The sequence below is a fragment of the Streptomyces sp. AB3(2024) genome (assembly GCF_041862025.1).
Taxonomy (GTDB): Bacteria; Actinomycetota; Actinomycetes; order Streptomycetales; family Streptomycetaceae; genus Streptomyces.
This window is the reverse complement of record NZ_JBGWAB010000425.1, coordinates 1-223: the sequence shown is the minus strand read 5'-3', so window position 1 is coordinate 223 and position 223 is coordinate 1. Positions and strand designations below refer to the sequence as shown.

At 72.2% G+C, this 223-nt stretch carries 1 protein-coding gene; it reads right to left on the bottom strand.

Translation table 11 applies throughout. The features are described 5' to 3' along the window. Positions 1-223, bottom strand: a 223-nt coding sequence (locus ACEPPI_RS41075) for a beta-ketoacyl synthase N-terminal-like domain-containing protein (RefSeq protein WP_373920324.1), incomplete at both ends; no start/stop codon positions are given.

Sequence of the window (223 nt, the reverse complement as noted above, 5' to 3'; positions counted from 1 at the left end):
CAGCACCGGATGCCCGTGACGACGCGCGTCCGACAGCCGCTCCACCAGCAGCATGCCCGCGCCCTCGGCCCAACCGGTCCCGTCCGCACCCTCCGCGAAGGACTTGCAACGGCCATCGGTCGCCAGACCGCGCTGGCGGCTGAAGTCGATGAACGTCTCCGGCGTCGCCATGACCGCGACACCGCCGGCCAGTGCCATGTCGCACTCGCCGTTGCGCAGGGCC